The sequence below is a fragment of the Simiduia litorea genome (assembly GCF_042853465.1).
In the GTDB taxonomy this organism is placed as follows: domain Bacteria; phylum Pseudomonadota; class Gammaproteobacteria; order Pseudomonadales; family Cellvibrionaceae; genus Simiduia; species Simiduia litorea.
The window spans coordinates 4,085,328-4,110,346 of record NZ_AP031497.1 but is presented as its reverse complement, the minus strand read 5'-3'; the positions used below and the strand labels follow the sequence as shown (position 1 = coordinate 4,110,346).

The 25,019-nt window shown below is 51.5% G+C and carries 24 protein-coding genes; 12 read left to right on the top strand and 12 right to left on the bottom strand.

Annotation, left to right across the window (positions count from 1 at the left end; translation table 11 throughout):
- Window positions 1-26: 26 nt before the first annotated feature.
- A complete protein-coding gene (locus ACGHTT_RS18180) occupies window positions 27-545 on the top strand; it encodes a DUF1697 domain-containing protein (RefSeq protein ID WP_390592415.1) in 519 nt (172 codons plus the stop codon).
- Between the two features lie 35 nt (window positions 546-580).
- On the opposite strand, the gene ACGHTT_RS18175 is transcribed toward ACGHTT_RS18180, so the two are convergent.
- From ACGHTT_RS18175 to ACGHTT_RS18155, 5 genes are all read right to left on the bottom strand, one after another.
- Window positions 581-1,306: a 16S rRNA (uracil(1498)-N(3))-methyltransferase gene (locus ACGHTT_RS18175; protein ID WP_390592414.1), complete on the bottom strand. Its 726-nt coding sequence runs from the start codon at window positions 1,304-1,306 to the stop codon at window positions 581-583.
- A 4-nt stretch (window positions 1,307-1,310) separates the two neighbouring features.
- Window positions 1,311-2,147, bottom strand: coding sequence for a methylenetetrahydrofolate reductase [NAD(P)H] (gene metF, locus ACGHTT_RS18170; RefSeq protein ID WP_390592413.1), 837 nt, complete (start codon window positions 2,145-2,147; stop codon window positions 1,311-1,313).
- 86 nt (window positions 2,148-2,233) lie between these two features.
- Window positions 2,234-3,658, bottom strand: coding sequence for an adenosylhomocysteinase (ahcY, locus tag ACGHTT_RS18165; RefSeq protein ID WP_390592412.1), 1,425 nt, complete (start codon window positions 3,656-3,658; stop codon window positions 2,234-2,236).
- An 89-nt stretch (window positions 3,659-3,747) separates the two neighbouring features.
- On the bottom strand, window positions 3,748-4,902 hold the full coding sequence (gene metK / locus ACGHTT_RS18160; protein WP_390592411.1) for a methionine adenosyltransferase: 1,155 nt from the start codon (window positions 4,900-4,902) through the stop codon (window positions 3,748-3,750).
- A gap of 21 nt (window positions 4,903-4,923) precedes the next feature.
- Complete coding sequence (locus ACGHTT_RS18155) at window positions 4,924-5,913, bottom strand: ArsR/SmtB family transcription factor (protein ID WP_390592410.1); 990 nt, start codon at window positions 5,911-5,913, stop codon at window positions 4,924-4,926.
- Window positions 5,914-6,105: 192 nt separating this feature from the next.
- On the opposite strand from ACGHTT_RS18155, the gene ACGHTT_RS18150 reads away from it, so the two are divergent.
- Window positions 6,106-9,237 (top strand): S8 family serine peptidase, encoded by a 3,132-nt coding sequence (locus ACGHTT_RS18150; RefSeq protein ID WP_390592409.1) that lies wholly within the window; start codon window positions 6,106-6,108, stop codon window positions 9,235-9,237.
- 647 nt (window positions 9,238-9,884) lie between these two features.
- Complete coding sequence (locus ACGHTT_RS18145; RefSeq protein WP_390592408.1) at window positions 9,885-10,322, top strand: OsmC family protein; 438 nt, start codon at window positions 9,885-9,887, stop codon at window positions 10,320-10,322.
- An 18-nt stretch (window positions 10,323-10,340) separates the two neighbouring features.
- On the opposite strand, the gene ACGHTT_RS18140 is transcribed toward ACGHTT_RS18145, so the two are convergent.
- The 4 genes from ACGHTT_RS18140 to ACGHTT_RS18125 form a co-directional block, all read right to left on the bottom strand.
- Complete coding sequence (locus tag ACGHTT_RS18140) at window positions 10,341-10,829, bottom strand: GNAT family N-acetyltransferase (protein WP_390592407.1); 489 nt, start codon at window positions 10,827-10,829, stop codon at window positions 10,341-10,343.
- Between the two features lie 77 nt (window positions 10,830-10,906).
- Window positions 10,907-11,524: an energy transducer TonB gene (locus ACGHTT_RS18135; RefSeq protein WP_390592405.1), complete on the bottom strand. Its 618-nt coding sequence runs from the start codon at window positions 11,522-11,524 to the stop codon at window positions 10,907-10,909.
- Window positions 11,525-11,592: 68 nt separating this feature from the next.
- On the bottom strand, window positions 11,593-13,062 hold the full coding sequence (locus ACGHTT_RS18130) for a TonB family protein (RefSeq protein WP_390592404.1): 1,470 nt from the start codon (window positions 13,060-13,062) through the stop codon (window positions 11,593-11,595).
- Between the two features lie 17 nt (window positions 13,063-13,079).
- Window positions 13,080-13,478, bottom strand: coding sequence for a BlaI/MecI/CopY family transcriptional regulator (locus ACGHTT_RS18125; RefSeq protein ID WP_390592403.1), 399 nt, complete (start codon window positions 13,476-13,478; stop codon window positions 13,080-13,082).
- A 303-nt stretch (window positions 13,479-13,781) separates the two neighbouring features.
- Here ACGHTT_RS18125 and tkt point away from each other — a divergent pair, with 303 nt between their 5' ends.
- The 8 genes from tkt to ACGHTT_RS18085 all read left to right on the top strand — a co-directional run bounded on the left by tkt (window position 13,782) and on the right by ACGHTT_RS18085 (window position 22,699).
- Window positions 13,782-15,779 (top strand): transketolase, encoded by a 1,998-nt coding sequence (gene tkt, locus ACGHTT_RS18120; protein ID WP_390592402.1) that lies wholly within the window; start codon window positions 13,782-13,784, stop codon window positions 15,777-15,779.
- Between the two features lie 33 nt (window positions 15,780-15,812).
- Window positions 15,813-16,841 (top strand): type I glyceraldehyde-3-phosphate dehydrogenase, encoded by a 1,029-nt coding sequence (locus ACGHTT_RS18115; protein WP_390592401.1) that lies wholly within the window; start codon window positions 15,813-15,815, stop codon window positions 16,839-16,841.
- 66 nt (window positions 16,842-16,907) lie between these two features.
- Window positions 16,908-18,071 (top strand): phosphoglycerate kinase, encoded by a 1,164-nt coding sequence (locus tag ACGHTT_RS18110; RefSeq protein WP_390592399.1) that lies wholly within the window; start codon window positions 16,908-16,910, stop codon window positions 18,069-18,071.
- Window positions 18,072-18,332: 261 nt separating this feature from the next.
- On the top strand, window positions 18,333-19,397 hold the full coding sequence (fba, locus tag ACGHTT_RS18105; protein WP_390592398.1) for a class II fructose-bisphosphate aldolase: 1,065 nt from the start codon (window positions 18,333-18,335) through the stop codon (window positions 19,395-19,397).
- Between the two features lie 40 nt (window positions 19,398-19,437).
- Window positions 19,438-20,508: an alpha/beta fold hydrolase gene (locus ACGHTT_RS18100; RefSeq protein WP_390592396.1), complete on the top strand. Its 1,071-nt coding sequence runs from the start codon at window positions 19,438-19,440 to the stop codon at window positions 20,506-20,508.
- 112 nt (window positions 20,509-20,620) lie between these two features.
- Window positions 20,621-20,992: an MmcQ/YjbR family DNA-binding protein gene (locus ACGHTT_RS18095; RefSeq protein WP_390592393.1), complete on the top strand. Its 372-nt coding sequence runs from the start codon at window positions 20,621-20,623 to the stop codon at window positions 20,990-20,992.
- A gap of 831 nt (window positions 20,993-21,823) precedes the next feature.
- The gene (locus ACGHTT_RS18090; protein ID WP_390592392.1) at window positions 21,824-22,153 is read left to right on the top strand and encodes a YceK/YidQ family lipoprotein; all 330 of its coding nucleotides are present in this window, start codon (window positions 21,824-21,826) and stop codon (window positions 22,151-22,153) included.
- A gap of 384 nt (window positions 22,154-22,537) precedes the next feature.
- On the top strand, window positions 22,538-22,699 hold the full coding sequence (locus ACGHTT_RS18085) for a hypothetical protein (protein ID WP_390592391.1): 162 nt from the start codon (window positions 22,538-22,540) through the stop codon (window positions 22,697-22,699).
- Between the two features lie 429 nt (window positions 22,700-23,128).
- Here the strand turns inward: ACGHTT_RS18085 and ACGHTT_RS18080 are convergent, their stop codons facing one another.
- Genes ACGHTT_RS18080 through ACGHTT_RS18070 form a run of 3 tightly spaced genes read right to left on the bottom strand, consistent with a single transcriptional unit; the run spans window position 23,129 to window position 24,534 of the window.
- The gene (locus ACGHTT_RS18080; RefSeq protein ID WP_390592390.1) at window positions 23,129-23,458 is read right to left on the bottom strand and encodes a TfoX/Sxy family protein; all 330 of its coding nucleotides are present in this window, start codon (window positions 23,456-23,458) and stop codon (window positions 23,129-23,131) included.
- On the bottom strand, window positions 23,448-24,065 hold the full coding sequence (locus tag ACGHTT_RS18075) for a DJ-1/PfpI family protein (protein WP_390592389.1): 618 nt from the start codon (window positions 24,063-24,065) through the stop codon (window positions 23,448-23,450). Before ACGHTT_RS18075 ends, ACGHTT_RS18080 begins: the two co-directional genes overlap by 11 nt.
- Window positions 24,066-24,117: 52 nt before the next feature.
- Window positions 24,118-24,534, bottom strand: a complete 417-nt coding sequence (locus tag ACGHTT_RS18070) for a YbaN family protein (protein ID WP_390592387.1) — start codon at window positions 24,532-24,534, stop codon at window positions 24,118-24,120.
- Window positions 24,535-24,571: 37 nt separating this feature from the next.
- On the opposite strand from ACGHTT_RS18070, the gene trxC reads away from it, so the two are divergent.
- The gene (trxC, locus tag ACGHTT_RS18065; protein ID WP_390592386.1) at window positions 24,572-25,012 is read left to right on the top strand and encodes a thioredoxin TrxC; all 441 of its coding nucleotides are present in this window, start codon (window positions 24,572-24,574) and stop codon (window positions 25,010-25,012) included.
- Window positions 25,013-25,019 lie beyond the last annotated feature (7 nt).

The window sequence follows — 25,019 nt, the reverse complement described above, 5'->3', positions numbered from 1 at the left end:
AGCTAAACGCTGACCTTGGTGCACGAATGAAAAAGTATGTTGTCTTACTGCGCGGTGTTAATGTTGGGGGCAAAAATATTGTGCCCATGAAAGCGTTGTGCGAGCTGCTGGAAACTGAGCAATACCAACAGGTTAAAACCTATATTCAAAGCGGTAACATCGTGCTAGCGGCTGCACGGCGGCCGGATAATAAAATAGCCACTTTAATTGAAAAGCAATTTGGTTTTGCAGTAGAGATGATGGTGCTTAGCGATACCGAATTTTCTAGCGCAATAAAGAAAAACCCGTTTGCAACCAACGAAGGCAAAACGGTACATTTTTATTTTTGCAAATCATCGCCAACCTTGGACGCGATGCGCGTGCAAAGCCTAGCCGCTGCAACAGAGCGCTATGCATTGGTAGGGGATGTGTTTTATCTGTATGCACCCGATGGGATTGGTCGCTCTAAATTGGCGGCCAAGGTGGAGGCGTGTTTAGGTGTGGCCGTGACGGCACGAAATCTCAATAGCGTCAATAAAATCGCCGATATGCTAAACGCAGATTAATGCACAGACATCATGCGGTGAGTAATAATCGGCCGTTAAAAATCTCCCCATTCATATTGTAGTAAGGTCAGCGCCGCCATAGGCGCCGTTTCAGTGCGAAATACTCTCGGCCCAAGGGTTAGCGCTTGGAAACCTTGGCTGAGTGCGAGCGCAATTTCGTCGTCATCCAACCCACCCTCTGGGCCAATGATTAACGCAACCGACGTAGGTTTTACATGCTGCGCGAGCGTTTTATCGCTGCGATGATGTAACACTAATTTGAGTGTTTCATGCCGTTGGGTTAACCATTCACTGGTGTTGCTGGGGCTGGCGATGGTGGGAATGAGGTTGCGCTGGCACTGCTCGCTGGCGCTGATAGCAATTTGCTGCCAGTGATGCAGTTTTTTATCTTGCCGTTCGCTATTGAGTTTGACGTCGGTGCGACTGGTGATTAAGGGCGTGATGGTGTTTACGCCAAGCTCCGTGGCCTTTTGTATAACCCAGTCAAATCTGTCGCCTTTCGAAAGCCCAATGCCTAAGTGAATATCTAAGGGTGAGCTGCGATTTTCGGCATTGTGTTTACCGATGCCGATGCTGACATTTTTTTTACTGGCGCTTTTGATCATGGCCAAGTACTCGCCGCCTTGGCCATTAAACACAATCAGCGGCCTGCCAGCTTCCATGCGCAACACGCTAGCTAGATAGCGACTGGCGTCGCTGTCTAGGTCTACCACAGCGCCGGTTGATAGGTCTTGATTTACAAATAGCCGTGGTATGCGCATGCTGTTACTCGCCGCTCAAGTTCTTCAAGATTTGCGCGGTGGGGTTGGTTTGGTTCATGGTATAAAAATGTAAACCCGGAGCACCGTTTTCTAGTAGGGTATCGCACAGTTCGGTGACAAGGTCGACGCCAAAGGCTTGCAGTGATGCCGTATCGTCGCCGAAGCTTTCGAGACGTTTACGCAGCCAGCGTGGAATTTCGGCGCCGCAGCTGTCGGAAAAACGCGCTAAGTTACGGTAGTTAATGATCGGCATAATACCTGGATAGATGGGCGCATCGATACCCGCATCGTGACACTGTTCCAGAAAGTGGAAGTAGGCGTCTGGATTGAAAAAATATTGGGTAATGGCACTGTTGGCGCCGGCATCGAACTTGCCTTTTAGGTAGTTAATATCGGCGCTGTAGCTTTTTGCCTCGGGATGAATTTCCGGGTAGGCCGCCACTTCCAAATGAAAGTGATCACCGAAATTCTTCCGAATAAAGCTAACCAACTGATTGGCGTAAACCAATTGTGAATGGCCTCCCATGCCTGAAGGTAAATCGCCGCGCAGCGCAACAATACGCTCGACGCCCGCGTCTTTGTACTCGTTCAGTAAGGCGAGAACAGCGGCTTCATCGTCGCCACCAAATGACAAGTGCGGCGCAGCGCTAATGCCTTGTTCAATTAGCGCTTTTACCACACCCTTGGTGGTGTCGCGGGTAGTGCCGCCGGCACCGTAGGTAACGGAATAAAAATCTGGATCAAAACCCTGCAGTTCTTCCCGCACCTTGTGCAGCTTGGCTTTACCTTCCGCTGTCTTAGGCGGGAAAAACTCAAAACTTATGCGAATGTCATCGCTCATTTTTAATATCCTGTGACTGGTGTTTAGCTACAGCTAACAGTGTATGTTTTTGCTTTTCCTGTTAGCTGTAAACTGTCTACTTCTTTTTAGTACTTGTAGCTTTCTGGCTTATAGGGGCCATCGGCTTTCACGCCGATGTACTTCGCTTGTGCGCTGGTTAATTTAGTCATCACGCCACCGAAGCCTTCCACCATGTCTTTGGCAACTTCTTCGTCGAGTTTCTTCGGCAATACTTTTACATAAATACCGGCGGCTTTATCGACGGCACTTAGGTCTGCGAACTTGCGATCAAACAAATACATTTGCGCGAGTACTTGGTTGGCGAAAGAGCCATCCATGATGCGTGACGGGTGACCGGTAGCGTTGCCGAGGTTAACCAAGCGACCTTCGGACAGCAGTAGTAAGTGGTCGCCGTTGGCTGCGTCTTTTGAAGCCGCGCGATAAATCTTATGTACTTGCGGCTTCACTTCTTCCCAGGTCCAGTTTTTACGCATAAAGGCCGTGTCAATTTCGTTATCGAAGTGACCAATGTTGCATACCACGGCGCTGCTCTTTAGCGATTGCAGCATGGCGCTGTCACACACGTTGACGTTGCCGGTAGTGGTAACCACCAAGTCGGTGTTAGAAAGCAGCGCGGTATTGATGTCTTCAATTTTTCCGGTGTTCTCGCCCTTGTTGTAAGGGGAAACCACTTCGTAGCCATCCATACAAGCTTGCATGGCGCAGATGGGATCAATTTCTGTCACTTTCACAATCATGCCTTCTTGGCGCAGTGACGCGGCAGAGCCTTTGCCCACATCGCCGTAGCCAATTACCAAGGCTTTCTTGCCCGATAGCAGGTGGTCGGTGCCGCGCTTGATGGCATCGTTTAAGCTGTGGCGACAGCCGTATTTGTTGTCGTTCTTTGACTTAGTGACGGCGTCGTTCACATTGATGGCTGGCACTTTTAAGGTGTTTTCTTCCATCATTTCTAACAAGCGATGCACACCGGTGGTGGTTTCTTCGCTGATGCCGTGGATCTTGTCGAGCATGGTTGGGTATTTTTCGTGACACAGCTGGGTGAGGTCGCCGCCGTCATCGAGAATCATGTTGGCATTCCATACGTCTTTGCCATCTTTGTGTGACAGTACAGTCTGCTCGATACACCACCAAAATTCTTCTTCAGTTTCGCCTTTCCACGCAAATACAGGAATGCCCGCTGCGGCAATGGCGGCGGCAGCGTGATCTTGGGTGGAGAAAATATTGCACGAAGACCAGCGCACGTCTGCGCCTAAATCGACCAGCGTCTCAATCAATACCGCGGTTTGAATGGTCATGTGAATACAACCCATGATGCGCGCATCTTTCAATGGCTGTGCTTCGCGGTACTTGCGGCGCAAGGCCATCAATGCCGGCATTTCGCCTTCGGCAATTTCAATTTCACGACGACCCCAGGCCGCATCTTTGGCAAATTGCTCGGCATCTTTTGCCGCAACTTTAAAATCCGAAAAACCGTTAATTGAATAACTCATAACTTAAATCCTGTTTTTTTTTTGGCGTATCGCCAATGCAATCATAAAATTTTGTAGCTTGTAGGGGGCGGCCCCCCGCCTTGTAGCTATTACAGCGCCTTCGCCAAAATAGCGGCCTTGTCGGTTTTCTCCCACGTAAAATCGGGCAGCTCGCGACCGAAGTGACCGTAGGCAGCAGTGGAGCGATAGATGGGGCGCTTTAAATCCAGCATGGCAATTAAACCTTGTGGGCGTAAATCAAAGTTGGCGCGCACCAAATCGACAATTTGTGCATCCGACAGCTTACCTGTGTCGAAAGTATTGACAGAAATTGAGGTGGGTTCAGCCACGCCGATGGCGTAAGAAATTTGAATTTCACAGCGCTCAGCGAGCCCAGCAGCAACAATATTTTTGGCCACGTAGCGACCGGCGTAGGCCGCCGAACGATCCACTTTGGATGGATCTTTACCGGAGAAAGCGCCGCCGCCGTGACGTGCCATACCGCCGTAGGTATCGACAATAATTTTACGGCCGGTTAAGCCACAGTCGCCCACGGGGCCACCAATAATAAATTGGCCGGTTGGGTTGATGTGATACAGGGTGTCTTTGTGCAGCCATTCTGCCGGTAAAACCGGTTTGATAATTTCTTCTAATACCGCCGCGCGAAGGTCAGCTTGCTTAACATTCGGCGAGTGTTGAGTAGACAGAACAATCGCATCGATGGCGACTGGCTTACCGTTTTCGTAGCGCAAAGTGACTTGGCTTTTGGCATCGGGGCGCAGCCAATCCAGTGCGCCGCTCTTGCGAACTTTGGCTTGTTGCTCCACTAAACGGTGCGCATAAAAAATCGGTGCAGGCATTAATACATCGGTTTCATTCGATGCATAGCCAAACATTAAACCTTGGTCGCCGGCGCCCAAGTCTTTGTTGTCGGCCTCGTCAACGCCCATGGCGATGTCGCTCGATTGTTTGCCAATGGCGTTGAGTACGGCGCAAGAGGCGCCGTCGAAACCGACATCGCTGGAGTTGTAGCCAATGTCTAAAACCACTTCGCGAATTAGATCTTCCAGATCCACATAAGTGCTGGTGCGCACCTCGCCCGCCACCACCACCATGCCGGTTTTCACTAAGGTTTCCACGGCGACGCGAGAGTCTTTGTCGTCTTTTAAAATCGCATCTAGAATCGCGTCGGAAATTTGATCCGCCATTTTATCGGGATGGCCTTCGGATACTGATTCAGAGGTAAATACGGCATATTCAGACATAGTGTGTCTCCGTTGTATTAACTATTTGGTAGTCGCCACATTAAATTGGCGAATTTGAATTTGAAATCCATTGCGCAAGGCAAAGTAGTGGCTCGGGCCTTCGAGCAATCCGGCTCGGTTGGCCCATGTATTAAATTCTTCTGGCTCGAAGCCCTGCCATAAATCTCCACAGGCGGCGCGCGCCCAGGATTGATCGTGGCGACATAAATCGGTAATCACTAAGGACGCGCCGGGTTTTAGTAACTTGGCCAAATCTTGGAATACTTCAGCTGGGCTGGGTGTGTGGTGCAGCACCATGTTGATAATCACGCAATCGGCGCTTAGGCCTAGCTTGATGGCCTCGCGCGTATCGCCCAACACGTAGCGTACATTGTTTAGGCCAATGTTGTGCGTTTGCGCTTGGTGGAGCATTTCGGGTGCGTTATCTAGGGCAATCACTCGCTCAAAGCGCTCTGCTAGCCACGGTAGAAGTTCGCCGGCGCCGGGGCCAACTTCGAGAATATGAGCGTGGCTGGAAAGGGCGATTGCCTCTAAGACTTCGCACACGGCTTCGCCGTACACTGGGAAGCTGGCAATAAGATCTTGCTGGGCGCGGAACTTGTCGGCATTTTCGGCAAAAAATTGCTGTGATGTGCGGCCTCTTTCGTTATACAGCTGGAACAGGCGCGCTTGGCGTTGCTCGGTGAGCGGCTGTTGATCCAGTTCTGCCAGCAATGCAAGCTTTAGACCCGCGCCCCATTGGCCTGAGGCGATGGGCTTGCGCCGGTAAAAGATTGAATTGCCTTCGCGCCGAGTGGTAACCCAGTCGCCTTTGGTGAGTACTTTTAGGTGGTGACTCATGCCGGATTGCGGCATATCGAACAGGCCGGCCAGCTCTAGAACACCGAAGGAATCTTGTGCCAGCACTCGCAAAATCTCCATGCGCAGCGGATCAGCGGCGGTTTTGAGCAGGCTGGCGACGTCATCGAAGGGGTTAGCTTCGGCGAGATGTGTTTGGGCGGTTGCGTTCATAGCGGGCAAGTGTAGCAGCCGACATCACCTATATCAAAATATTTTGATATAGGTGTGTTAGTCTTGTGTCGAGCCGCGCGTCCGTGTAACCAGTGCCATACTGCATAAAGATCCAAATGGCGAAAACTTGCGTTAACCCTAGGTGGACAGCCTCGCCATCGGGGGCTTTAAACTTTAATAAAGGACATCATCTTGAAAAGCCACTTTCTACTTTGCCTGTTACTAGCATTTCTCATGGCCTGCGGTGGTGGCGGTGGCGGCTCTTCGTCCGGTAATCAGCTGCCGAACGCCGATTTTCGTGTCACCACGTCGAATTTCACTGCACCTGCCACTGTGGCCTTTAACGCACAGGCGTCGAGCGATAGCGACGGCACGATTGTCAGTTACGTTTGGGACTTTGGCGATGGCGGCACGACGACGGGCGCGGTGGTGTCGCACCTGTTTCTTGATGCCGGCAATTATACTGTCGTGTTAACCGTCACCGATAACAAGGGCGGCTCTAGCACCCGCAACCAGCAGGTCACCATAGTGGATAACAGCCCTGCGCTGCCCGTGATGGAGGTGACAGCGCCGCATTTAGTGGTTCCCGCAACGGTACATTTTGACGCCAGTAATTCGACCGATGCCGACGGTAGCATCGCCTCATACCATTGGAATTTTGACGACGGCAACATTGGCCAAGGCCCAGTGGTTTCCCACGTATTTGAGGCGGCTGGGGTTTACGATGTGGTGTTGACGCTCACTGATAATCGCGGCGCCTTGTCGACCGCCAGCCAAACGCTAACCGTGGTAACCCGCGACCAGGCTGGCAATGCCTCCATTAGCGGCATAATTTCTGCGACAGCTGAAACCGCGGTGGATTCAGATACCAACGACCCCTTTAGCCCCTATCAATCCAATAATTCGATTGCCGAGGCGCAAGTCATCGCCAACCCAGTCACCGTGGGCGGCTTTGTCGCCGGCGGCACGGGTACAGGCAACGCCGGCAGCGGCGATCGATTTGAGACGATTCCAGATGTGGTCGATATTTACGCGGTGTCGCTTTTACAGGGGCAGAAAATTCTCCTCGAAATCAGCGATTGGGCCGCCGATGTCGATTTAGACTTATATTTGCTCGATAGCACCGGCGCCCAAGTGGCCTATTCCATCGGTGAGTCGGATGTGGAGCTAGTGACGGTGCCCGCGTCGGGTAATTACTTGGTCCAAGTTCAGGCCTACAATGGTTTTTCTAATTACCAGCTCAATATCGGGGTGGCGGCTAGCCAAGTGCCGGCGCATGCCGGTAACCGCAGCTCGCTGGCGCCAATTATCGCGGGCGAATTACTGGTGCAATACGAGGACGCTGTCGTACTTGGCGAGTCGGGCATTCAGCGCCGCGCCGAGCGCTTAGGCATGCAGGTGGCGCGCGCACTACCCGGCCGCCCGGCGTTAAACCGGTTTGCTCTAAAGCCTCAATCTTTGGGCACATTAAGTGCAGCAGGAGGCGCCAGCCACATGAGTGCGGAGCAAAGTGAGCACTTCCAAACCCTGATGAGACTGAAAACGCTGTCAAAAGACAAAAGCGTAAAACAGGCCGAACCCAACTATCGCTATACCGCCCAAGCTATACCCAACGACCCGGATTACATCAAGCAGTGGCACTACCCATTAATTAACCTGCCTCAGGCTTGGGACACCTCTACCGGCACCGGCGCCATCGTCGCCGTGTTGGATACGGGCGTGTATTTGGCGCACGAAGACTTAGCGGCCAATTTAGTGGCCGGTTACGACTTCATCAGCGAAACCAGTAATGCGCTGGATGGCAACGGTATCGATAGCAACCCAGATGATCCTGGCGATGGTGGTTTATCGGGCAGTAGCTCTTGGCACGGTACTCATGTGGCAGGCACCATCGCCGCGGTGACCAACAATGCCAAGGGCGTGGCGGGCGTAGCCTATGGTGCGAAGATCATGCCCTTGCGGGTGCTGGGCGCCACCGGCGGCAGTTCCTACGATATCCAACAGGCACTCTACTACGCTGCCGGCCTGCCGAATGACTCCGGCACAGTGCCGACGCAGCGGGCCCATATCGCTAACTTGAGTTTGGGTTGTCAGTATTGTTTTTCGGCATCTGAGGCAGCGGTTTACCAGCAAGTGCGCGATGCCGGTCTGATTGTGGTGGCGGCCTCCGGCAATGAGAACAGTGGCGAACCCGGCTACCCAGCCTCTTATGCCAGCGTCATCTCAGTAGCCGCCACAGATCGTTTTGATGCGCGCGCACCCTACTCCAATTTCGGCCAATATGTGGCCGTGTCGGCCCCCGGCGGTGCCCAGCAATCTGGCCCGGTGAATGGCGTATTGAGCACCTTGGTGGATCAATCTTCGGGTTCGCGCCGCTCGGCTTACGCCTATTACCAGGGCACGTCTATGGCTACGCCCCATGTGGCCGGTGTGGCGGCTTTGATGGTGTCTTTGCGCCCAAGCCTCACTCCTACCGAGTTCGAGCAGGCCATTAGCTCGGGCTCCATCGTTAAGGATATTGGTGCAGCTGGCCGTGATGATTTCTACGGCTATGGCCGTATCGACGCCCTAAAAGCGGTACAACACGCGCTCTTATTGGAAGGCGGTGCACTGCCAGCCGCTCTGGTGGTATCGCCTTCATCCGTCAATTTTGGCGCGATTCAATCGTTGGTATCCGTCGATCTGGATCGCATTGGTGTGGGCGCGCTGCGCGTGGTATCTGCCGCCAGTTCAACCGCTTGGTTAACGGTGACTGCCAGCGCGGTGGATGGCGACGGTTTAGGTGATTACTCGCTCAGCGCCAACCGCGCTGGTCTCGATAACGGCACCTATCAAGGGGTCGTCACCTTTACTGCCGACAACGGCGTGTCCGTGAGCTTAAACGTTAGCATGGTGGTGGGCTCTACTAGTTCTGTGCAGGGCGCGGGCTATATCTATGTGTTGTTGCTGGATGAAAGTTTTGCCTTTTTTGATCAAGTCAATTTATCGCCAGATACGAATGGTGACTACGCCTACAGCTTTGAAAATTTACCCGGCACGGTGGCAAATCCAGTGAAGTTTTATTTAGTGGCGGGCACCGATAGCGATAACGATTTAGAGCTTTGCGATGCCGGCGAAGTGTGTGGTGCCTATCCAACCTTAGGCTTATTAACACCTCTAAATGTCACCGGCGTTAGCACTCAGGTGAACTTTTTAGTGTTGATGGATGGCTCAATATCTACTGCGGCTAGTGGTTTGGAAACCGAAATGGCCACGGAAGCTACTAACACTCGGTTTCAATCAGCAGAAGAGAAATCTATTTACCCGCTACGGTTAAAGCCGTGATATGGATGTAAATTGATTGCAGGTGCAGAGCCGATTAAATTTCTGGCCTCACGCTTGTAAGCTGTTGTAATAAAAAAAGCCCGCGAAGTGCGCGGGCTTTTTTTATCATTAATTGGTAGCCGTGCTCGGCAAGCTAAATTCGCGTTTTATAGCCTCATTGCCCGTCTACGCCGTCTACGCCGTCTGCGTAGCGCCAGACATCGTTACGGGTTGAACGATATACTTTCTTTCAATGAGCCAGAGCCGGCCATCCAAGTCAGTCGCGGTATGATACTTGCGCTGCGAAAAGCTCGCGCTTGGCGTTGAGTAAAACCGAGGTTGTAGATGCTTGTTGCTGGTTTGTGGCCATACCGGCGGCCGAGCTTTAAAACGCTCCAAGTGTTAAGTGCAGATAAACCTTAATTCCAGCTAATTTGGTGATCCAAAAAAATCTATTTCTATTTTCATTCGCGTCTTTCGTAAAGCGCTTGCTCGCTAACGGAGCAATTCATGCGCCCACGTATTGTTTTTGCAGGATGCAGTAAAGCAGGTAGGTCATTTAAGAATTGGTTGTTCTTGTGGTATTGACCTAGGTCATAATGTTGGCGAAACAATTATGATTAACTGTGCGATACTGGGCAACGTAAATTAATTGATGAAGGTCTTTTATGCAGCCACTACCACACCACTACCATGTGCAGGCGCAAGCCAGCGTCGACAGTTTGGTACAGCTCAACGCCGGTGAGTTAGAAACGTTAGAAAGTGCGCCGCCGGTACAATTTGGTGGTGATGGCAAACACTGGTCGCCAGAAGAATTTTTGTTGGCGGCTGTGGCCGACTGTTACATCTTGTCCTTCAAAGCCGTCGCCTCGGGGTCGGGTTTTGCGTGGCAAGATTTAACCTGTGCGGTGGAAGGTGTTTTAGAAAGAGAGGGCAAAGTTACCCGTTTTACCCGTTACCAGTTAAACGTGGTCTTAACCTGTGCGGCTGGAACGGATAAAGGAAAGGCCCAAAAACTTTTAGAGAAGGCGGAGTCGGTGTGCTTAGTGAGCAGTTCATTAAATGGCACTTTTGAATTGCACACCGATATCATTGAACAGGTGTAATGCGCTTGAGTTGAAAATTTACAATTTGCGGTGCTGGGCGAAGTCGTAGCTCATGATGGCAACGGCTTCGCCTTGGTATATCTCGCGCTTGCGCAGCGTCCAGCCGAGGGATTGGTAAAAGTCTTCTTGCCCTGGGGTAAATAAATAGACAGTTTCAAAACCCGCTCTAGCGCAGTCATCCATTAAGCGGTTGATCAACTTTTTGCCCCAGCCCTGGCCGCGCAATGATGCGTGTATGTAAACGCTTGCTAGCCAAGGCGTTAACTCCAAATGCGTAGTCATATCTTGGGCGATGATAGAGGCCGAGCCAAATACTTTGTCGCCATCGCCCTCACGTTGACACAGCACCCACGTTCTGGGGATGTTCAAGCCCGCCAGCGATTCCCGTAGCTCTTGCTCAAAATCCCATTGCGTTTGCTCGGGATACAGTGTCGCCCACTGCTGATAATGCCATTCGGCTAGCTCGGGAATGGCTTGTGGAAAGTTGCGTAAATTGTCAATTTGCATTTTCTTCAAGTCTATAAATCTAGAAATAGACGCGCAGCTTAGGCCTAAGCCGCGCGTAGATCAAAATGAAAGCCGACCTATTTCTCGATGGTAAACCTGACTCGCTCCTTTAGCCCCTGTGTTGGCACTGGTTCGTTGTCGATCATTTGCGGACGGAATTTCCAGCGAGCGACGGCGGCCAGTGCTGCGCGTTCGAATACGCCTTCGGGTTCGGCGTACAGCACGGTGATATTTTCGGTGCCACCGAAGGCCGTTACATCGTAAGCGATATCAACATAACCCTCGGTGCCGTTGCGCAAGGCGTGGCGCGGGTAAGTGGGCGCAATCATCACTTGTTTAACTAGGTTACCGCCGCCGATGTTGATGTTGAGCTTGTCTGTGCTGGGGTTGATCTTTATTTTAGGCAGGGTGTAGCCACCGCTACCTGTATCAACGTCGTAGGGGTCAGTGGTAGACGTTGGCGGCGGCGTTTCAGGATCGACTATTTTTTTTGCCTCTTCAAATTGGTCCACAATCGGCTCTGGGTCTTTCATAACGATACTCGGTATAGGCGGTCTTTTATCCTCCTCTGGTTCGACGGCATCTTGTTTGATTAACAGGTGCATACCGTAAACCAGCGACAGGGTAACTAATGCGGCTAACGGTAGTGAACCTAAAGTGCGAAATTCAGGGCGAACGAATGCTGCAGTGCTCATAAGACACTCTCCAAATTTTTAACGTTTAGTGTGTTTGCGACGCGGTTGCGTCAAGGGGTGGACAGTGATCAGGTGTCCGGTGGTTCATGCATGAGTTGAAAGCGATACTCCTCCGTCACTTTAGTGAGGGTGAAGGCTTGGCCTTGTAGGCGCGGCCGGGCAAATTGCGAGGCACTTAAGGCATTGATGGCGGCGTTAGTGAGTAGCGTGTTGGGGCTGCTAAGGGCGAGAATATTTTCCGCCCGACCGTCGCTGTTAATACTGAACTCGAGCCGCACTAATCCTTCGATGCCGCGCTTGATCGCCGCGCGTGGGTAGGTGGGGGTGATTAACGCAACGGGCATGACGCCGTTGATGCTGGGGCTACCGATTTCGACATTGCTGCTCAGACGCAATGTTTCTTCTTCGGCACTGTAGCGTTCGGCCAGCACAACAATCGTTTCCGCTTGCGGTTTGGCTGGTGCCCGCGCGACGCTGGCGAAGTCATGTTTATTGATCATGGCTGCGACAGGCTGATTAGCCGGTGAATTGTTGGTTGTGATTTCGTGGTTGGCGGCCTCCATTGCCTGCCAGGTTAAAACAAATGTTGAGCCTGGCTGCGGTGCGATTTTCGGCACTATCTGGCCGCTGCTAATGGCCACGGCCAATAGCCCGGTGATTAGGAGTGCGAGGGCAAGACTTTGTGGCTCGCGCGCCTCGCGATCCAAATGAGGATCTAATAACAAGCTGATGCGCTGAAATAAAGGCGAACCGTTCAAGGCCTCGGTGGGTAGATCTTGTTTTAACGCCTGCGCACTTCGCAGCAGTAATTCCGCATAGTCGGCGGTGCGATGATTATGTGACAGCACCCAGTCGTCGGTGGCGCGTTCGGATAATTCAACTTGTTGTTTAGCGAGCCACCACACTGGCGGCAAAAACCAAAACAAGGCGCACACTAAGCGCGTGGTTTGACGAATCAGCCAATCGTTGCGCGCCACATGGCCGAGCTCGTGTAGGAGCATGAGTTTTAATTGCGCTTCGCTGGTGCCAGCGGCGGAGACGGGTAGCAAAAGCGTCGGGCTTTGCCAGCCCCACACTTGCGGGTAGTGAATGGCTTGGCTGATTTTAACCGTCACAGGCTTATCGCAACCACTTAATGTTTGCAGTTTTTTTAGTAAGGTTTTCGGTTCAAAATCTTGGGCGCTTTGTTCGATTCTATGCAGCAGTAGCAAGCCCAATAGCAGGTAGAATATTTGAAAAAGCAGCCCGAACACGTAGACGGCAATCAACACCTGAACCCAAGGCATGAGCAATATTGTCGGCCAAGGTTGGGTTAAAACTTGGGTGCTTGAATGATCGAAAAAATCGAGTTGCAAAGGCAGTGGTGGCAACAAAAAACTCATGCCAATGAGCAATGGCAAGCTCCATAAAATAACCGTGGCGAGCAAGTGTTGATGGCTGGCCGAGCGCTGGCTGTCTTGGCGAAACAGTGCATATGCCAAACCCATGAGCAGTAACGGCTTAAGGGTAAAACTGATGAGCAGATTAATCGTCAGCATCACGGCTCTCGCTTGTTTTATTTTGCGCGTTTGTTGGCGCGCGCCTTGGCGATGGCTTGTTCCAGCGCGTCTAGCTCGGCATCGGTGAGTTCTTCGCCCTTTTCGCCCAACAAAGCGTTGGCGGCCTTGGCGATGGAGCCGTCAAAAAACGTTTTTAACATGCGCGATAGCGCCGAGCTCTGCGCCTGCGCGCGGGCTTGGGCGGGCTTGTATAGATACTTGGCGCCCTCTTGCCGGTGTGTTACCAGCTCTTTTTCGAGCATTCGTGCCAGCAAGGCGCGCACCGAGGAATAGCTAGGTGGATCTGGCATTAGCTCCAACACTTGCTGGGCGCTGGCTTCTTCGGTTTGATAGAGCACGTCGAGAATTTCTCGCTCGCGCCGGCTAAGCTTTGGGTTTTGTTTTGGATTTTTCAAACGCGTCTCCCGCTAATCTGGCCTGCTAATTTTGTAGCATCATGCTAAAAAATTAGCACCTAGTGGGATGAGCGTCAAGCGACTTTTAAAGAAGCCACCATCTGCGCCGTTTTTCGATCATTTCACGGGTGTCAATCTTCAAATATTGGCCCACGCTTGTCCCTGTCCAGCCAGTCAGCCACTGTTTAAGAAATAAACAGGCGTTTGTCCTTTACGCCCCACGCCCATTACGCGAAAATAGCGCCCCTTTTAAAGCCCCAGCCAATGTTGGCCGGACGCCCGTCAAAACCAAGGAGCCCTTCCATGGCCTCACGCAACACTCTCGCTAATGCTATCCGTGCTTTGAGCATGGACGCCGTCCAGAAAGCCAAATCCGGTCACCCGGGTGCCCCCATGGGTATGGCCGACATCGCCGAGGTGCTTTGGAATGACTATCTAAGCCACAACCCAGCCAATCCAAACTGGGCCGACCGCGACCGTTTCATTTTGTCTAACGGCCACGGCTCGATGCTGATTTACTCCTTGTTGCATTTGTCGGGTTACGACTTGCCCATGAGCGAACTCAAGCAGTTCCGCCAGCTGCATTCAAAAACCCCTGGCCACCCCGAATACGGCTACGCGCCAGGTGTTGAAACCACCACTGGCCCGCTTGGTCAGGGCATTGCCAATGCCGTGGGTATGGCCACCGCCGAGAAAACCTTGGCGGCGCAGTTCAACCGCGACGGTCACGACATCGTCAACCACTACACCTACTGCTTCTTGGGTGATGGTTGCATGATGGAAGGTATTTCCCACGAAGCCTGTTCATTGGCCGGCACCTTGGGCCTGGGCAAACTGATTGCGTTCTACGACGACAACGGCATTTCTATCGATGGCGAAGTGGAAGGTTGGTTTACCGACAACACGCCAGCGCGTTTTGAAGCCTACGGCTGGCACGTGATTCCTGCCGTTGATGGCCACGACAGCGCTGCGATTAAAGCAGCCATCGAAGCGGCGCGCGCCGAGCACAACAAACCCACCTTGATTTGCTGCAAAACCATCATCGGTTTCGGCTCGCCCAACAAGCAGGGCAAAGAAGATTGTCACGGCGCACCTTTAGGTGATGAAGAAATCGCCTTGACCCGCGCCAAGTTAGGCTGGAGCCACGCGCCCTTCGAAATTCCCGCCGATGTCTATGCTGGTTGGGATGCCAAGGCCAAAGGTGCCGAGCGCGAGCAGGGCTGGAACGCCAAGCTAGACGCTTACCGCGCCGCCCACCCTGAATTAGCCGCCGAGTTTGAGCGTCGCATCAAGGGCGAACTGCCGGCCGATTTTGCCGCTAAAGCCGATGCCTATATCGCCGAAACCCAAGCCAAAGCGGAAACCATTGCCTCGCGTAAAGCCTCGCAAAATACCTTGAACGCCTTTGGCCCCCTGTTGCCAGAAATGCTCGGTGGTTCGGCCGACTTGGCCGGTTCAAACCTCACCCTTTGGAAGGGCTGTAAAGGCATTACTGCGGACGATGCTAGCGGCAACTACCTCTACTACGGTGTGCGCGAATTTGGCATGAGCGCCATGATGAACGGTATCGCCTTGCACGGCGGCTTCGTGCCTTACGGCGCTACCTTTTTAATGTTTATGGAATACGCGCGCAACGCTATTCGCATGGCGGCGCTGATGAAACAGCGCAATATTTTCGTGTACACCCACGACTCCATCGGCCAGGGCGAAGACGGCCCAACCCATCAGCCGATCGAGCAAATTGCCAACCTGCGCATGACGCCAAACCTCGACACCTGGCGCCCAGCCGATGCCACGGAATCAGCGGTGGCCTGGAAGGCGGCAGTGCAGCGCAGCGAAGGCCCAACGGCCTTGGTATTTAGTCGTCAAAACTTGCCACCCCAAGTGCGTACACCGAACCAAGTAGCGGATATTTCTCGCGGTGGTTACATTTTGTTAGACACCAAGGGCACACCGGACGCGATCATTATTGCCACCGGTTCCGAAGTCAGCTTGGCCATGGCAGCGGCAGAAAAATTAAATGCTGCGGGCAACAAAGTGCGCGTGGTTTCCATGCCTTGCACCAACGTGTTCGATCAGCAAGATGCCATGTACAAAGAATCGGTGCTGCCGCTATCGGTATTGCCGCGTGTGGCGGTTGAAGCGGCGCACGTAGACTACTGGTACAAGTATGTAGGCCTCGATGGTCGCGTTGTCGGCATGACCACCTTCGGTGAGTCGGCGCCAGGTGCGGCACTGATGGAGCACTTCGGCTTTACGGTTGATAACGTGGTGGCGACCGTTGAAGAACTGCTGGGCTAAGGCCTTGTTACCGCGCAACGCTGGCGCTCTGCTATGACCGTCAGGGTTGCTATTAACGGCTACGGCCGTATTGGCCGCTCAGTGCTGCGCGCGTTATTTGAAGCGCAGCTAGCGGGGCGCGCCACCAATCTCGACATAGTGGCGATCAACGAACTGGCCGATGGCGCCACCATTGCACATCTCACGCGCTACGACTCCACCCACGGCCGCTTCGCCGGCCCGGTGGTGTTGCACAGTGAAAAAAAAATCGATATCGCGCACTGGTCTATCGATTTATTGCACGAGCAAGATCCAAGCGCTTTGCCCTGGGCTGAGCTCGATATCGATCTCGTCTTAGAGTGCACGGGAACCTTTAGCGATCGCGCTACAGCGCAAAAACATATTGACGCCGGCGCTAAACATTTGTTGTTTTCGCACCCCGCGACAAGCGATGTAGACGCCACCATCGTGTATGGCTTCAATCACAAAGCGTTAACCGGTGTAGAGACCATCGTATCCAATGCGAGTTGCTCCACTAACTGTATTGTGCCGGTGATTCACGTGCTCGATCGCGCCCTCGGCATTCAATCGGGCATGCTTACCACCATTCACTCGGCTATGAATGATCAGCCGGTGATTGATGCGTATCACCATACCGATCTACGCAAAACTCGCTCGGCGTTTCAGTCGATTATTCCAGTGGATACGGGCTTGGCACGCGGTATCGATCGCTTACTGCCGTCGCTGGCGGGCAAGTTTGAAGCCCAAGCGATGCGCGTGCCGGTGGTGAATGTCTCCGCCATTGATTTAAATTTGGTAGTGCTGCAGCCCACCAGTGCCAGTGCTATCAATACCTTATTAAAAACTGCCGCCGAGCAAGAGTTTGATCAGGTGTTGGGTTATACCGATGAACTGCTCGCCAGCTGGGATTTTAACCACGATAGCCGCTCGGGCATTGTCGATGGCGGCCAAACGCGGGTTGCCGGTAGGCACCACATTAAAGTGCTGACCTGGTTTGATAACGAGTGGGGCTTTGCCAATCGCATGCTCGATACCGCGAGTTTCTGGGCACATAAATTTTAGGTTCTGCTCGCTAAAGCAACTAAAAAGAATTCGAAAACTTTTATATTTTATTAAGGAGAATGCACCATGGCTGTAACGCTGATGCAGGATGTAGATTTAAAGGGCAAGCGGGTACTCATTCGCGAGGACCTCAACGTGCCGATTAAAAATGGCAAAGTTACCAGCGATGCACGCATTCGCGCCGCACTGCCCACTATCGAGTCGGCAATCAAAGCGGGCGCCAAGGTGATGTTAATGTCGCATTTGGGCCGTCCCGATGAAGGTGTGTTCGATGAAGCTTCATCGCTCAAGCCAGTGGCTGAACATCTCGCCGGTTTATTAGGTTGCGCAGTGCCCGTGATCAAAGATTGGCAGGCCGGTTTCGAGGTGGCGGCCGGTCAGGTGGTGCTATTAGAAAACGTGCGCTTCAACGTGGGCGAAGGTAAAGACACCGACGAGCTGGCTAAAGCTTACGCCAGTTTGTGCGATGTATTTGTCATGGACGCCTTCGGTACCGCGCACCGCGCGCAAGCGTCTACCCACGGTGTGGCGAAGTTCGCGCCCATCGCCTGTGCCGGCCCGTTATTGTCGGCAGAATTAAATGCGCTAGAAAAAGCATTAGCCAACCCAGCGCGGCCCTTTGTGGCGATTGTGGGTGGTTCGAAAGTATCCACCAAGCTCACCGTGCTGGAAACCTTATCCGACAAAGTGGATCAGTTGATCGTTGGCGGTGGTATCGCCAACACCTTCTTGGCGGCCAGCGGTAAGCCTGTGGGTAAGTCTTTGTGCGAGCACGATTTGATCGACACCGCCAAAGCGCTGATGGCCAAAACCCACATTCCCGTACCCGTGGACGTGGTGACGGGTAAGGCGTTTAGCGAAACTGCCGTAGCCACCGAAAAAGCTGCCGATGCCGTGGCAGACGACGACATGATCTTCGACATAGGCGCCAAAACCAGCGCCCAATTGGCTGACATTATCAAAGGCGCGAAAACCATTATTTGGAATGGCCCTGTGGGCGTATTCGAATTCGACCAGTTTGGCGAGGGCACCAAAGCCTTAGCCAAAGCCATTGCCGAGTCTGATGCCTTCTCCATTGCCGGCGGCGGCGACACCTTGGCGGCGGTGGACAAGTACGGCATTGCCGATCAAGTGTCTTACATTTCCACCGGTGGTGGCGCCTTCCTCGAATATGTTGAGGGTAAGGTATTGCCAGCCGTGGCGATGCTCGAGGCGCGCGCCAAGGGCTGATTGCACCTAGCATGGCCTATGACAGCGCTGGCAGCGTAAAAAACACCGCTAGCGTTGCCGGCCAAATTGCCCAATGACAGCGCTGGCAGGGCAGGAATGTCCGCCAGTGTTGTCGGCTTAAGTGCTAGAATAGCCAACAACAAAATTGATCTAAGCGCCAAAGAGCGCCCCCTGTAGAACAGACCGGAAAACCGGCACTACACTTAAACGAGAGCGGGCCTACTGACAGTAGCCTGCAAGAGAAAAGAGAAGGATAACCTCATGGCTTTGATTAGCTTGCGTCAGCTGCTGGATCACGCTGCCGAACACAATTACGGTGTACCGGCGTTCAACGTGAATAACCTCGAACAAATGCGCGCCATCATGGAAGCGGCCGACAAAACCGATTCACCGGTGATTGTTCAAGCCTCTGCCGGAGCGCGTAAATACGCCGGAGCCCCATTCCTGCGCCATATGATTTTAGCGGCGATCGAAGAGTTTCCGCACATTCCCGTGTGTATGCACCAAGACCACGGCACCTCACCGGCCATTTGCCAGCGTTCCATTCAGCTGGGCTTTTCCTCCGTAATGATGGACGGCTCTTTGAAAGAAGATGGCAAAACACCCGCAGATTATGACTACAACGTGCGCGTTACCCAGCAAGCGGTGGCCATGGCTCATGCGTGTGGTGTATCGGTTGAAGGTGAGTTGGGCTGTTTAGGCTCATTGGAAACTGGCGATGCCGGCGAAGAAGATGGCGTGGGCGCCGACTGTAAACTTACTCATGATCAGATGCTGACCGATCCAGAAGAGGCGGCTGACTTTGTGCGCGCCACTAAAGTGGATGCCCTAGCTATTGCCTGCGGTACTTCACACGGAGCTTACAAGTTCACTCGTCCACCCACGGGCGATATTTTAGATATCAATCGCATTAAGGCGATCCACGCCCGCATCCCCAATACTCACTTAGTGATGCATGGTTCGTCATCGGTACCGCAGGAGTGGTTGAAAATTATCAATCAGTTCGGCGGCGATATGCCAGAAACTTACGGCGTGCCCATCGAGCAAATTTGCGAAGGCATTAAGCACGGCGTGCGCAAGGTTAACATCGACACGGATTTACGGTTATCGTCTACCGGTGCCGTGCGTAAATTCTTGGCTGAAAATCCGAAGGAATTTGACCCGCGTAAGTTCTTGGCCAAAACCACCGAAGCCATGCGCGATATCTGTATCGACCGCTATCAAGCCTTCGGTACTGCAGGCCAAGCCTCTAAGATCAAAGTAATCGACCTAGAAGCCATGTATAAGCGTTACGAAAATGGCAGTTTAGATCCCAAAGTCAACTAAGGTTGGGACCTAACGGCAGCTTCGGCTGCCGTTTTTATTGATGAAACGATTTAACAAAACAAAAAAGATAATCGATGCCGACGCAGACGCTATTCGCGCGGCCATTGAAGCGTTATTGAACCAGTCTAACCCTATCTATTTTCATCGTGGCCAAGATAGCGCGCGTGAGCAAACGGCTGCCGAAAAGCACTATGAAGCCTTCTATGGTCTAGATCAATTTGATTCGCAGGCCTTTCATGGCTTTGGCTTTTTGTCTCTACCTGAGCGCTCCGGTAGAAAGGAAAGGCACTTTCCGAAGGGCAAACAAGACGTGGTGGAGCTGGCTGTGCACTACTGGCTGCCGGAAAACCCTGTGGGTAGTTTATACGTGCTGCACGGTTACTATGATCACGTGGGCCTATTTGCCAATGCCATCGCCTTTGGTCTTGAAAATAACTACGCGGTGATTACCTTTGATTTACCGGGCCATGGCTTATCTGGCGGTGAGCCGGCGGTGATCGATGATTTCTACACCTACAGTCTGGCCTTGGATACAGTGCTCGAGGCCAGTAAAAGCTTGCAGCTCACTGGCCCGAAGTTCGCGTTTGCGCAAAGCACGGGCTGCGCTGTGTTGTTGAAAAATCAGCTCGATAAAAAACAAGCCGGTATCGAGAAAAACTTTTTCGACGCCCAAGTCTTGCTGGCACCGCTGGTGCGCCCGCGCGGTTGGCGCTCGGGTCAGTATTTACACCTCTTGTTAAAACCCTTTGTCACCCAATTAAGACGCGAATTTGCGCTCAATTCCCACGACGAAAGCTTCCTGCGCTTCTTGCGTCACGACCCTCTGCAAAGTCATATCCTGTCGGTGCGTTGGGTAACCGCAATGAAGGCCTGGCTAAGGCAGTTAGTTGACAGCGCCGATAAATGCCTCACTGTGCCTACGCTGATTGTACAGGGCAAAGAAGATAGCACTGTCGACTGGCGTTTTAATATTCCGGTATTGGAGCAAAAACTGCGCAATATGAGCTTGTTGTGGTTAGGTGAGGCGCGGCACCAGTTGATCAATGAGACCGAAAGCGTGCGGGATCAATATATGTCGACGGCAGCAGCGTTTTTGAAACAGCAAGGCTAAGTTAACAGTTTGTAGAAAAGTTTACAGCTTACAGGAGGGGCGGCGAGCTGCAAGCCGTAAGCTACAAGCGAGAGCAAGAGCTAAAACGGACTTGGAAATACTGGAGGGAGTTGTGGCTGAAAATATTAGTTTAGAGAAAATTCAAACACTGCTTTTAGATCATGTGGCCGCTACCGATGATATGCCCTTCGGGCCAGATGTTATTGTCTATCGGGTGTGTGGAAAGATGTTCGCATTGCTCGCGTGGAAAGAAGACCCCATGTACCTCAATTTAAAATGCGATCCCTTTCAGGCGGAGCTATTAAGAGCCGAGTACCCCGCAGTAAAACCCGGCTACCACATGAATAAAAAACACTGGAACTCCGTTTACCTAGATGGCTCCTTGCCTTGGCCGTTAGTGTGTCAATTGGTGGATGACTCCTATGAGTTAATTGTTGCAGGCTTGAAGAAATCAGAGCGGGAGGCTTTGAAGAAGGGCAGTTGACGTTTTCTCGTATAGCCACAATGGGAAGATTCCAATTGTTAGCGTAAATGAATCTTTCTATTCTAACGGAAGGTATGTTTTACCCAGTAAAATTGGCTCAAAAAAGAGCCAGTCACATTTAAGCCTCCTGTTGGCACTTCAATGTGTTTTTATACAGATAATCTTAATTTCGCAAGAATACTGGCTCGAAAACAAACCGTGCCGGTACGGTTTTCCCCTGTCTTGAAAAATAAACCTATATAAAACAATCAGTTACAAAATTTAAAAAAGGATGCTGAGACCACGTGTTCAGCCTACTGTGCGCGCACGCTTGGTTTAAGTCATGCTATGATTCGCCAAAATTAAACAACCAAATCAATAGTTTACAAATGTTGATTTAGACGCCAGCGAGCAAAACGAGCCGGCACAGAATTATAATGTTAAGTGCACCCCGTGGAAATATTAAACATCATACTTGGTTCAATTCTTCTCATAATGACCGTGGTTGTCGGTCTTCCGTGCCTAATTAAGAGTATCTATTTTTTCTCAAAAGCGCTCGATAACCGGAATTTAGAGGTAGTTAAAAAAAACCATTTTACATCATTCAACTTTTCCAACGCATTATGGGTGCCGAATGGGCTCACATTTGAGGGAGGAGATTATCGGAGAAAAGCGTTGAAGAATTTAGGTGTAGTTATGGGTGTGGTATGTTTACTGGCATTACTAGATTTTTAATAAGTTTAGGCACTTAACAAGGGTGGCCAAGTCGCAGCTATCGCTGCTGGACTCGGCGCTAATCGCGCCTCGCCCTTGTCGTCGGCGTTATGCATTTAGTCACCGAAGGAGTTACATTTGAAAACAATAGCTTATATATTATTTATCTCTTTATTCTGTGTTTCATGCGGAACTGTAAAAACTCTGAATCCAGAGAATGATCAAATTGACATTAGTCATAGGGGCAGTAAAAGTTACTGCGAAGAAATTCCAAGAGTATATAGTGGTGCCTCTTACTTCATTTGTCTGTTAAATAGCGAGCCGAGTGAAACCGAAAATCTAGGCGCTAAGTTCAATGGTGTTCCTTTCGTGGTAATAGATGGCGTGTTTAGTGTAGCCGCTGACACAGTCGTATTGCCCTACACCGTAGTTAAGCAAATAAATAACGGTAACATTACGGTTAACTAAAAATGAATGCCAGGGCGTTCGAGCACCGTTACGGCTACGCCTCCACTGGACAGCTTGGTACATCGTTTTTTTGAATTTGCTTGGCAAATTGTACGCAAAGAATATCGTGCCAATCTGCCGCTGAACTCTTTTACATACTAGTATCGAGCGCAATATTTTTTCTGGACTTGTTTTCTATGCTATTGGACCGACAAGGATAGACGTCTGTTTAAACATAGGGTTGTGGCGTTGATCGTTCTATTACTTGCAACAGGCACTGCGCTCGCGAGTGGAGGTGTTGGGATAGAGGCTGAAGTTTCTGTCGATGGCTTTTTTAGTCCTGAGCTCATTGAATTTAATGTAAAAAATGTCGTTGAACAGTCAGCTGCGTAAAAAGCTGGGCTAGTGGCGGGGCAGAAAGCCATTGCCATTGATGGCTTTAAAATATCTGGATGCTCAGCCCGTAAAGCTAAGCTTCTCATGGGGCGGGAGGCAGGCCAGATACTACCGTTATTGGTTAAAAATCCCGATGGTAGCGAACAGGTGATTAATATTAGCGTTGAATGATTTGGCTGAATAGGACGGCTATTAGATGCCCTATCTCTAGCGCTGATCGAAACCGGTCTGAAATTTTGGCGTTGATGGTCTGAGCGGGTGAAATAGAGGCAAAGTAAGTTGTACCTCACCTCTACATCTAGTGCGCGGTTAAACCGCTGGGGATTTACTTGCCCTTTTTAGCAGGTGCACTTTTTGCAGGGGTTGCTACTTTGCCAGCAGCTGGTTTTGCAGGCTTAGCGGGAACCTTTGAAACAGCAGTTGGAGCCGCTTTATTGCCACTCGGGGTTTTAGCCATTTCTATCTCCTGGATAGGCAGAAAGGCGTCAGGTTTTTTTTACTGCGCCTTTTGTTACCAACATGTTGTTGGCACCTATAAATATATGCCTTCTTTTTGGCGGCGCAAGAGGGTAATGAAAATATTTTTTGAGAAACTATTCGCTACTTTGGCGGTAAGCTCAGCGCGAAAGCTTCACTTAAACCAACCCAGATAGCTAACTCGTCTTCTTTGCTGACGCCTGCGGCCGCTATGTAAACCATGCCCCTGAGTGGCTTGCCGGTAAAATCCATTTGGCGCACGTATTCTACCCTAAGGCTATCTTCGTATCGGTCTGGTCCGACTCGCGCCATTAGCTCTTCACCCACGACACCACAACACATGTTGCCATTGAGCATCATTGCTAGCCCACCGAACATCTTTTTCTCTTCATAGCTTGGGTGATGGGTTAGGTAGGTTCTTACTCGATTGGCAAGGGCTTCGTTATAAGCCATATTCATCTCCTCGCACCGCTGGTTGCCATGGGTATTCCATTTGTTTGGCGGTCAACTCAGCCAACCTTGTGTCGTTAAGCCTCGCAACTAGGTGCAGGCTCATATCGATGCCGGCGGCTATGCCCGCTGAGGTAATGGTGTGGTCGTGGTCGACAAAGCGTTGGTTGGTTAATACGCTGACCGCTGGAAAATGTTCGCGTAATTGTTCTATATCTTCCCAGTGTGTTGTTGCGTCTAAGCCGTCTAACAGGCCAGCCTTGGCGAGCAGAAATGCGCCGGTACAAATACTACCAATGGTTTTTGTTTTCGCACGTTGGCTAGTAAGCCAGGCTATAAACCCAGCATCGTTTAGTGGTTCGTCGACTACGCCGCCGGGAATGAGTAGAAGGTCTAGATGTGGATGATCTTTAAGGCTGTAATCTGCCTGAAGCGTTAGGCCCGCACGGGCGATAACGGGGTTTCTGTTTTTACTGAGGGTAACGACCTTAAACCCAGGGTTTTGTTGGTTGCGCTGCGCGACACGGGATGCTGTGGTAAAGACTTCATAGGGGCCGGCGAAATCTAAGAGCTCCACCTGATTGAATAGAAATATTCCTACGGTCATCATTTATTGTACGGTCCTTTTATACAAAATTACCTATCACGCTCTTCTCAGTGCACTAGAGTTCGCAGTCAGGGCAGGTCTTTAAGCGCAGCACCACAATATACCCAATGAGCAACAACATGAAGCCTATGACACGCACCGTAACGGATGGCAGAATGATTAAGGAGCTGGTGCCAAAAATCAGTATGGAGCCTAAGGCGATACGTTTTACATTTTTATCAATGCAGCGATTGTGTTGCCAGTTTTTCAACAGCGGCCCAAAGAGACGAGTGCCGACCAACCAATTGTGCCAACGTTCAGAAGAGCGAGCGAAACAGCCCGCGGCTAATAATACAAACGGTGTGGTGGGTAGTAATGGGAGTGCTGCGCCCAAGGCTGCCAAACCCACACAACTAAAGCCTAGCACTAAATACAGGGTTTGGCCTGCGCGGCTTGGTTGGGTTCGGTGTTTTTGTGGTGCTTGATTTTCCACGCTTGTGGCCCAATGTCCTGATTAGGGAGAGCATAACATGACTGACAAAATACGATTAGTTTGCCCAGATTGTGAAACGATTAATCAATTCCAGGCGGCGCGATTAGCTGAAAATCCGGCATGCGCAAAATGTAAACAGCGATTAATGCAAGCGCGTCCGGTAGCCGTCAGCGATAGTGGATTAGCGCGCCACATCGGAAATTCTGGCGTGCCAGTGCTGGTGGATTTTTGGGCGCCTTGGTGTGGCCCTTGCATTTCCTTTGCGCCTACTTACGCTGAGTTTGCGCAACGCGCTGAACCCCATATTCGCTGTTTAAAAGTGGATACCGAGGCGCAACAGGCGGCGGGGGCGCGCTATGGTATTCGATCTATTCCTACGCTGATGCTGTTTAAAGACGGCAAAGAAGTCGCGCGCATGTCTGGTGCGCTACCCTTGCCGCAATTGCAACAATGGGTAGCGCAACATCTGGGTGCATGATTGCAAT